8 protein-coding genes are annotated in these 9,153 nt (G+C 44.5%); 3 read left to right on the forward strand and 5 right to left on the reverse strand.

Translation table 11 applies throughout. The features are described from left to right. The first annotated feature begins 9 nt into the window (after positions 1-9). Positions 10-1,767, forward strand: a complete 1,758-nt coding sequence (locus AC0YN7_RS26640; RefSeq protein ID WP_475813051.1) for an ATP-binding protein — start codon at positions 10-12, stop codon at positions 1,765-1,767. A gap of 19 nt (positions 1,768-1,786) precedes the next feature. Here the strand turns inward: AC0YN7_RS26640 and AC0YN7_RS26645 are convergent, their stop codons facing one another. Beyond that, complete coding sequence (locus tag AC0YN7_RS26645) at positions 1,787-2,755, reverse strand: diacylglycerol/lipid kinase family protein (RefSeq protein ID WP_475813052.1); 969 nt, start codon at positions 2,753-2,755, stop codon at positions 1,787-1,789. A gap of 228 nt (positions 2,756-2,983) precedes the next feature. Between AC0YN7_RS26645 and AC0YN7_RS26650 the strand changes: the two genes are divergently transcribed. Continuing rightward, positions 2,984-4,060, forward strand: a complete 1,077-nt coding sequence (locus AC0YN7_RS26650; protein ID WP_475813053.1) for an FUSC family protein — start codon at positions 2,984-2,986, stop codon at positions 4,058-4,060. Between the two features lie 165 nt (positions 4,061-4,225). Here the strand turns inward: AC0YN7_RS26650 and AC0YN7_RS26655 are convergent, their stop codons facing one another. The 3 genes from AC0YN7_RS26655 to AC0YN7_RS26665 all read right to left on the reverse strand — a co-directional run bounded on the left by AC0YN7_RS26655 (position 4,226) and on the right by AC0YN7_RS26665 (position 6,442). After that, positions 4,226-4,528 carry a transposase gene (locus AC0YN7_RS26655; protein WP_475813054.1) on the reverse strand — a complete coding sequence of 101 codons (303 nt, stop codon included), beginning with the start codon at positions 4,526-4,528 and terminating at the stop codon, positions 4,226-4,228. A 96-nt stretch (positions 4,529-4,624) separates the two neighbouring features. Next, positions 4,625-5,233: a TVP38/TMEM64 family protein gene (locus tag AC0YN7_RS26660; protein ID WP_475813055.1), complete on the reverse strand. Its 609-nt coding sequence runs from the start codon at positions 5,231-5,233 to the stop codon at positions 4,625-4,627. Positions 5,234-5,248: 15 nt separating this feature from the next. Beyond that, entirely contained in the window at positions 5,249-6,442 is a 1,194-nt protein-coding gene (locus AC0YN7_RS26665) for an MFS transporter (RefSeq protein WP_475813056.1), read from the reverse strand. Between the two features lie 164 nt (positions 6,443-6,606). On the opposite strand from AC0YN7_RS26665, the gene AC0YN7_RS26670 reads away from it, so the two are divergent. Continuing rightward, positions 6,607-7,584, forward strand: coding sequence for an aldo/keto reductase (locus AC0YN7_RS26670; protein WP_475813060.1), 978 nt, complete (start codon positions 6,607-6,609; stop codon positions 7,582-7,584). Positions 7,585-8,437: 853 nt separating this feature from the next. Here the strand turns inward: AC0YN7_RS26670 and AC0YN7_RS26675 are convergent. Then, positions 8,438-9,153 (reverse strand): IS3 family transposase (locus tag AC0YN7_RS26675; protein WP_475813057.1); only part of this gene is annotated, 716 nt, incomplete at its 5' end.

Raw genomic sequence — 9,153 nt, forward strand, 5'->3', positions numbered from 1 at the left:
AGGGGTCTTATGAACCATGTCACTTTTATGGGGAATCCATACTATTTAATCTTGTCATTTATTATTGTGTGTTACGCATCGTATACGATGCTTAGTATGACCCAGCATATGAAGCCGAAGAAACAAGTTCATAGCTTTAATTGGCTTATTGGTAGCGCGGCGGTTTTTGGGCTGGGTCAATGGTCGATACATGTCATCTCCTTACTTGCCTCCGATTACATTATTCATCTTAACGGGTACACTTTACTTGTTTTAGTTTTCAGTTCTATCATTACCTATATAGGATTGCTCATTTTGAATACGGACAGGCCTATTCGTGTACGACTATTTTTTAGTGCTATGATGATTGCACTTTCAGCAACTGTGCTTCACTACATTACGATGCTTACTGGTTCTATTAATGCTTTTATGATTAACTGGCTGCTATTTATACTCTCTTTCTTCGTCATCTTCGTAGGTTCATACATCACTTTTTATTGGATGAGTCAAGGGTCGCCAAAGCATAAGATAAAAAGCAGCATCATTCTTGGTCTGTCTACTATGATGATGCATAAGCTCGCGATTCAAGCTCTTGTTGTGGAGCACAATGAATTAATAACAACAGATACAATGAATGATTATCTGCTTTTGTTAGCCTTCATGTTTGGCATAGCTACATTACTCATACTGAGCTTTAGTCTTACGACATGGTTTGCCGAAAATAAGTTTAAGCAAATTGACAAAAGGTATAAGCTTTTGGTTGAAAATTCGTTGGATACGATCGCATTAATTAGCGAAGGGAAATGGGAATTTATCAATCGCTCCGGGCTTCACATGTTCGAAATAGAAAGCCGCGATGATTTAATCGGCCAGTCTATTTATAATCTGCTAGAAGAGAAGCACCATGACGAGATGAGTTTATGGCTGGAAACGGACGACGAAGTAGAAGAAGCACAATTGTTGAAGCAGGCGAAGTCTAATAAACCGATAGAGTTAAAATGGAGGACGGTAAACGGCACTCTGCTGCATACGGAAGTAGTTCGAGTGAGCACAACTTTCTCAGGCAGGCAAATCGAGCAAATTATTATACGTGATATTTCCGAGCGCAAAAAAAATGAAGAGCTGCTTATTAATTCAGAGAAGCTGTATATCGCGGGTCAACTCGCTGCCGGTATTGCTCATGAAATACGCAACCCGCTCACTTCATTGAAAGGATTTTTGCAGCTTATCGCTTCGGGACGCGGCAGTGACAATTATTATGGCATTATGAAGTCAGAGCTCAATCATATTGAATCAATTGTTAGTGAATTGCTAATGCTCTCTAAGCCGCAAAGCTATGAATTTTCAATAAAGGATACATGCAAGCTAATGGACGAAACGGTTGGCTTATTGCAAACACAGGCCATTTTGTATAATGTAGTCATCGATTTCCAAACCGAATGCAAGTCGCTATGGGTAATGGGTGTAGAGAACCAGTTGAAGCAAGTGTTTATTAATGTGGTCAAAAATGCAATCGAATCGATGCAGAATGGTGGGGTTGTATCGGTAAGGATGTCGTATGACGATGACGGAATGGTCAAAATTGTTATTCAGGACCAAGGCTCCGGCATTTCTAAGGAGCAGCTGTCCAAGATAGGACAGCCATTCTACACGACGAAGGAAAAAGGTACGGGGCTTGGCTTAATGGTCACTTACAAAATAGTAGATAATCATCAAGGTCAGATTACGGCTCATAGTGAAATAGGGAAAGGAACAACCTTTACGATTCGACTCCCATATAAGGAGTAAGCACCCTTAAGCTTGTCCATTATATAAGTATACGGATTGCGTTTGAGAGAACACTCGCTTGAAGCGGGGGCGCATGAAGCGCTTCACCATCCCCGAATGCATAAAGCTCTATAACCTCTGGTTCAATATGAATCACTTTTCCGGTAAGTATGCTGACATAAGGCAGCTTTGTATGATTCCCAGTCAACAGCGTAGGGAATAAGCGTAGAAGCTGCAGCGGCGTACAGGAATGTACGATACAAATATGTAGGAAATGATCGTTTGCTTTTGCCTCCGGACATATCCGTAAGCCGCCTCCATAAGAGGAGGTATTCGCAACAGCAATGAGCCACCCTCGTTCAAAGCGATGTGTTATTTCATCAACCGTAACAACGACTGGAAATGGCCGAAATGTAAGCAACGTATGGAACACGCCTATAAGATAGGCTAAGGAGCCGATTCGGAACAGATTACACCATCGTTTGTAAAAGGAACGGTTTACAGCATTGGCTATAGCTCCGTCAAAGCCTGCTGCCACAGCGGTCAGCGTATACTCGACATATGACTTGCTTTGATCCACGTCTGTTTCTGAAGTGGTTTCTTGTAAAAAGCTAGATGATGATTGTATAAGATCAATAGCTGTTGCTTGGCCTGACAGCATTTGCTCTAGCGCAATGAGCGGGTTGCGCGATATACCTAATGCGCGGGCTGTGTCGTTGCCCGAGCCTGCCGGAATAACAGCAAGCGGAACATTGCTTTGGATCAGTATAGGCAATAGACTATGTATGGTTCCATCGCCGCCAATTACGGCAACTGCTTTTAATTCTGTAGTTTGCGATGAAGCCGTTTGCAGGAGCAGCCGCTCCGAAATGGCCGCTATTGCGTTTGGATCTTTAAGAGAGATAGTTGAATAGCGCAAGCCGCGCTGCTTTAGTGCGGATTCTATTTTATGCCAGACACGCTTTCCTTTTCCGTTACCGGCTAACTCATTTACAATGATAAGATACATACACGTGCTCCTGTCGAAATTTATGTAGGTGGAATAGGCATCCGAATTATTATAAGGGTGAAGGTATGAAAATGAAACCCTTTTTAAATTATAAGAAAGATAGCAGCTCAGGAGTTATTCAACTGGCGCTTTTTTGAGCTTTTTTTGTATTTATAGAGTGAATTCGGCATTTTTTTCTGTATAATAGCTGAAGGTGTTTATGCATATGAGGTGGGAGGCGGAATCGGCGTGACAATAGGAGCAAGAGTACTCAAGACAGGAATGGCCGTAGCGCTAGCAATCTACCTTAGTGGATTTTTTGGATTCGAATCACCGCTTATTGCAGCGGTGGCTTCCATTTTGACCATTCAGCCGTCTATTTATCGATCTTGGCAAAGTGTTGCCGATCATGTGCAAACGAATTTGCTTGGAGCGCTCATTGCTTTAGCTGCAGTTCGTCTGTTCGGTCATACGCCGATCGCTGTCGGGCTCGTTTGTATCGTAGTTATACTCATAAGTATTCGTCTTAGAATGGAAAGCACAATCGGGCTGACGCTTGTAACGGTCGTTGCTATTATGGAAGCAAATGGGCAGGGCTGGGAGACTGCGACTGAACGGTTTTTGATGGTATTCACAGGAATTGGATCCTCTTTTATCGTCAACGTGCTTGTTTCCCCGCCGCGGCCGCGGAAACAGTTTACAGGCCACGTTCATCAAGCGTATAACCAGCTTTCACTGCTGCTGCGAACGGCGATTTCCAATGAAATGAAGGAGCAGGTTTTTCGCTCGGAGAAGGATCGGCTTTACGCAATGCTGCGTAAGCTTGAGGAAAGCTATGCGGTATTTGAAGAGGAGCGCAAAGTATTAGCCAAAACGAAGACAAGCCATGCCAGACAACTGCTCGTATCGAAGCAAATGATTAAGACGCTGCACAAAGGGGCGGATTTGCTCGATGTCGTGGAGGAGCATTATTTTGCATCACCGAGTGCTGGGGAATGGGCGAAGCGATTTGATCGGCAAATTGAAGACCTATCGAAGTACCATGAGCATATTTTGCTTAAGGCTGAGGACAAGATGAAGCCGAATGTGTTAATAGAGCCGGAAGAGGAACGCGAGGAGCGGCTTATTAAGGATTTAACCACTTATATTATGGAAGATCCAGATGAGCATAAGCGTCTAGTATTTGTTGCTTCAGGTGTTTTCGAATATGCGTATCATTTGCGGCGTTTAGAAAAGCTGCTCGACCAAGTGCAGCAGCGAGCGGTTGGGACGAAGCGGGATTATGAGAAGTCAGGTGAGCCTGAGGAGCCGATGACGGGGCTTTGATCGTCTAATAGCGAGGAATGAATGAACGGCTGCGGTTGCAGAAGCTCTCGAATAATCTAAAAAACAGCAGGTTGAAGGCTAGCTTACTAGCGCTCTGACCTGCTGTTTTTCTTGTGAAGCTGCTTCATACCCTACCTGGATGAGCTTGATTAGTGAAGCATGTGCTTAATGATTATCGTCGTCCGTTTTATTGCTGCCTTCATGACGGCGGGGATGCTGCATATGCGCTTCTGGGTTATGAGCGCCATCATCCGGAATTAATTGCGGATCGGTACGCCCTTCGTGATTGTTTTCGAAATCGTACTCAACCAGCACCCACTCAGTCGTTCCAAGCATGGGATCTGCCGGAAGTATTTCGCCTCGATCCATCTTCTCTACGCGGCCCCATTGATTCTTGTATACCCCTTCAACCTCGGCTGCCTCTCCGGATATCGGAGCCATCTCATGATGATTGTTTTTGTTGCTCATCGTTTTAAATAACCCTCCTTGGGGAAAGCATTATCTTCGGCAGAAGATCAACAATAGTTTGCCACGAAAGGAAGAAATGTATGAGCAGCTTAGCTCTTATCCATTTAGTTGATAACGAGCTTCTAGATGCTTGCCGCCGAACCACATGACGAGAACTGCTGTAACGGATACAAAAATACGCCAAGGCTCATCGACGAGGTTGCCAATATCAAAGCTGATGAGCGAAATACAAAAGATCATAACCGCTTTTCCAAGCAGGTTGGCAAGAAAAAACGTATGAAAGGGTACTTTGCTGATACCCGATATGACGGTAATAATAATAGAAGGAGTAAAGGGAAAGCAGGCAAGCAGGAATAAAGGTGTAAAGCCTCTACGTTCTACCCAGTCAAAAAATTTCTGTGATTTCGGAAATCGTCTTTCCAACCGACCCTTAACTCTTCTTCCGAGCTTGCGGCTTATCCAGAACACGCACAATCCGCCAGTAGTCACTCCAGCCCAGGAAAGTAAAAATCCGATACCTAGGCCATATATATTGGCGTTAGCAGCAATGATAAGAATTAGAGGTAAGATAGGAAGAAATGATTCGACAAACGGCAGCAGGAGGCCGGGAAGAGGACCCCAACCAGAATAGCTTTCCAATGTTGCTTGTATTTGATCCAAATCCATATGCTTAATATTGAGAATCCAATCTTGCAGCTGACTCATATATCGAACTCCGTTCTACTTGTTTGTTGCTTCTTCGCTTGGGTTAAATGCTTTGAATGGAAACCATACATAAAATAATCCGATGATCCCAAATAGGACGGCGCTTGTCCAGAATACGGAGGTCTCGCCGTTCCAAGATGCGATATATCCGCCTGCGATTGGCCCGATCATGACGCCGACGCCTTCAACTGTAGATAGTATACCCCAACCCAAACCTTCTTGCTTTGGAGGTACAAAGGATGCCAGCAGCGCATTCCATGATGGCAATATAGCTGCATAGGACAAGCCTAGGGCAATGGCAATAATTAAACAATACCAGAAGGAAAGCCCCCATGCCAGCATATATAGTCCAAGTGCGAATGCGCCGAAGCCAAACACGAGAAACCACTTCTTTCCGCCTAGCTTGTCCGATAATCTGCCCATAGGAATTAGCCCAACTACGGCAAACAGTCCGCCTGCTGTCAGCAGCATCGAATATTGTGTGCCGGATAGTCCAAGCTGGTGATCGGCGAAGCTTGGTAAAATAGGAATAAGCATGCTAGCGCCTGTCGTTTGTAAAATCATTCCTGGCAGAAGCACCTTCATTTGGCTGAGCCGAGCGCGTAGAATAATCAATTGCTCACGAAACGGCATGCGATGTGGGGTTTCCGCTTTTTTCTTGCTCATGAATAAGGCTAATAGAACAGCCAGAACAGATAGGCTGCACAGCAGCTTATATGTGAAAGATGTGTTGTAGTCTAGCAAAATATTGCAGAGAATAGGGCCGCTTCCGAGCCCAGCGAGCCAAATTGTGTATAAGAAGCCCATTTGTGTAGCACGCTTCTCTTCTGATACTTTTGTGAGACATACAATCCAAATCGGTGATATGCCAATGCCATAAAGCGCAGCTGCTCCGATAAATAACCAGGGCAGCTCGGCGAATTGCAACAAATACACACCGGCAAGCGATATAGCAAGTCCCATTACAACGATCATACGGATAGAGAATCGATCGAGTAAGTAGCCTATAACCATTTTGAGAAGTGTATCCGTTATGTAGTGGGCAGATATAGCGATACCTATAATTTCAGGTGTATGGCCAAGTACTTTGGCACCAAATATAGGAAGGAGACTAACTAATACAGCTCCTCTGACAAATATCACAATAAATAAAATAACGGAGATGAGACGCATCTCCACTCCAAACCAAGACTTTAGATCATTATGCACAGACAGTCTCCCTTTCGAGGTTGACGGGGTATTTTTTTTCAGTATAAGTTACTTGGATATTATACCCAAGTTGCATGGTTTTCCTTCATTTGGCTCTTAGTTATTATTTCTGTATAATGGTTAAGATATCCATTCTATATAAATTCGAAGGAGCGATGAAGAATATGCAATACACGAATTTAGGACAATCGGGGCTTAAAGTAAGTCGATTATGTTTGGGTACAATGAACTTTGGTGTGGATACGGATGAAAAGGAATCATTTCATATATTAGATGCAGCATTGGAAGCAGGAATTAACTTTTTTGATACCGCTAACATTTATGGCTGGGGCGAAAACGCGGGTCGAACAGAAGAAATTATCGGGAAATGGTTTCAGCAGGGGAATGGTCGCCGCGAGCGTACCGTGCTGGCCACAAAAGTATATGGTGATATGCACGATGCCCATGACGGTCCGAATCGTGATGCGGGTCTGTCCGCTTATAAAATTCGCAGACATTTGGAAGGCTCGCTTAAGCGATTGCAGACTGACCATATTGAACTGTACCAAATGCACCATGTAGACCGTAAGGTGAATTGGAGCGAGCTATGGGGAGCATTCGAAACCGCACAGGTGCAAGGAAAGATTGGCTATATCGGGTCCAGTAACTTTGCAGGCTGGGACATTGCAGTGGCGCAGGGTGAAGCGAAGGCGAGAGGATCCCTAGGATTAGTGTCTGAGCAGCATAAATATAACTTGCTTTGCCGTCTGCCAGAGCTGGAAGTATTGCCGGCATCGCAAGCGTTAGGACTTGGTGTTATTCCTTGGAGCCCGCTCGATGGCGGTTTGCTTGCAGGGAATCACCGTCGCAAGGACGGCGGAAGACGCAGCGGTGATACAAAGCGTCTAGAGAAGCATCGCGAGCAGTTGGATGCCTACGCGAAGTTCTGTGACGAGCTCGGTGAGCCCGAGGATCTCGTGTCACTCGCCTGGCTGTTATCAAATCCAGCTGTGACCGCGCCGATTATCGGTGTGCGCACAATTGATCAGTTCAAACGGTCGCTCCGCGCAGTTGAAATCCAATTAGACGAGTCAGCGCTGAAGCGTATAGACGAAATCTTCCCAGGCCCAGGCGGTGACGCCCCACGCGCTTACGCTTGGTAAATCACAAAAGCTCCGTTGCCCCGCTTTCTATAGGGGCAACGGAGCTTTTGTTAGTAGACTGCAAGCGCTCAAACTAGACATATTGTCGTCATCCTAACATGAACGCCGCAAACTAACTATTATTAAGAGCGTAGAGCGTAGAGCGTAGACTGAAGACCGAAGACCGAAGACCGTAGACCGTAGACCGTAGAGCGTAGAGCGTAGACCGTAGACCGAAGACCGTAGACCGTAGACCATTTGCAGACATGGAACCCTCTTCACAGAGAGGTTACAGACTAGCCAGGAATTGAGAGAATGAACTAGTTAGCATAAAAGTCGCTGACTAACCAGAGTTATGAGTATGAACTAACTAGCACAATACTCACAGTCACTCACTATTTAGAATTGTGAGTATGAACTAACCAGCACCAGTGTCGTTGACTAACCGGAAATGAGTTTTAAAACTAACCAATATAGAATCTGTAAGTGTGTAAATAAAACGTACAGCTCTTTTTAGTATGTTCTCTGTGTACCGTGCAGTTGTAAGGTCATGCGAGAAACGGGCCAACTGCTCACAAACTGGTTAGTAAAGAAGCTGTAAGCGTGTAAACGTGCTTACAGCTTCATTCGGTCGGTATTGGCGAGCTGCGAATAGTCCATAAGCTCGAAAATCGAGCTTACAGACCAGAAATCTGCTCAAAAAAGAGCTGTAAGCTTAAAAATCAAGCTTACAGCACTCATTAGTTGGTTTTTATGGACTGTGGAGCGGTCTGTAAGGTCGAAAATCAAGCTTAAAGGCCAGAAACAAACCAAAAAAAAGTCTGTAAGCGTGAAAATGGACCTCTGTCAAGAAAGTAGACACTCCTTAAGGGTATCAAACTAGTGCTTTATAGTATTGTAATTCGAATTGCACTGGCGATAAGTAATCCAAAGAACCATGGATTCTCTTCCTGTTGTAGAAGAGCTCAATGTACTCAAACATATCTTGTTGTGCCTGTGCTTTGGTGTAGAACTTTGTGCAGTAAACAAACTCTTTTTTGAGTACACTGTGAAAGGATTCGATGCTGGCATTGTCATAACAGTTACCTTTACGACTCATACTCGCTTTCATCTTATATTTTTTTAGTCTTGCACGGTATTCATCTGAAGCATATTGCGAGCCTCGGTCTGAGTGGTGAATAAGCCCTTTTGGAGGTTTTTGAGCGGCATAGGCGTGATCCAATGCTGCAAGCACCAAGTCTGTTTTCATCCGATCTGAGAGCTTCCAGCCTACAATTTTACGTGTGTATAGATCAAGTACGCTAGCAAGATATAGACGTCCTTGCCGACAGGAAATATAGGTAATGTCAGTTACCCATATCTTATTGGGAGCCGTCGTCTTAAAATTCTGGTTCAGTATATTTGGCGCAATCGAATAGGAGTGATTGGAATCAGTTGTGTTTACTCGGAACTTTTTAGATACACATGAACGTAGTCCATTGGCATGCATGAGTTTACTGACTAAACGTTCCGATAATACCCAACCTTCCTTTCGTAGAAGGGAAGTAATCTTAGGGCTGCCATACCGTCCGATAGAGTCCCAGAAAAGAT

The sequence above is a fragment of the Paenibacillus sp. J31R122 genome, from assembly GCF_056269185.1.

What these genes read in the sequence shown, in the direction of transcription:
- AC0YN7_RS26645 (WP_475813052.1), bottom strand. Translation starts at nt 2,755, where the DNA reads ATGTATCTTATCATTGTAAATGAGTTAGCCGGTAACGGAAAAGGAAAG.
- AC0YN7_RS26655 (WP_475813054.1), bottom strand. Translation starts at nt 4,528, where the DNA reads ATGAGCAACAAAAACAATCATCATGAGATGGCTCCGATATCCGGAGAG.
- AC0YN7_RS26670 (WP_475813060.1), top strand. Translation starts at nt 6,607, where the DNA reads ATGCAATACACGAATTTAGGACAATCGGGGCTTAAAGTAAGTCGATTA.
- AC0YN7_RS26640 (WP_475813051.1), top strand. Translation starts at nt 10, where the DNA reads ATGAACCATGTCACTTTTATGGGGAATCCATACTATTTAATCTTGTCA.
- AC0YN7_RS26660 (WP_475813055.1), bottom strand. Translation starts at nt 5,233, where the DNA reads ATGAGTCAGCTGCAAGATTGGATTCTCAATATTAAGCATATGGATTTG.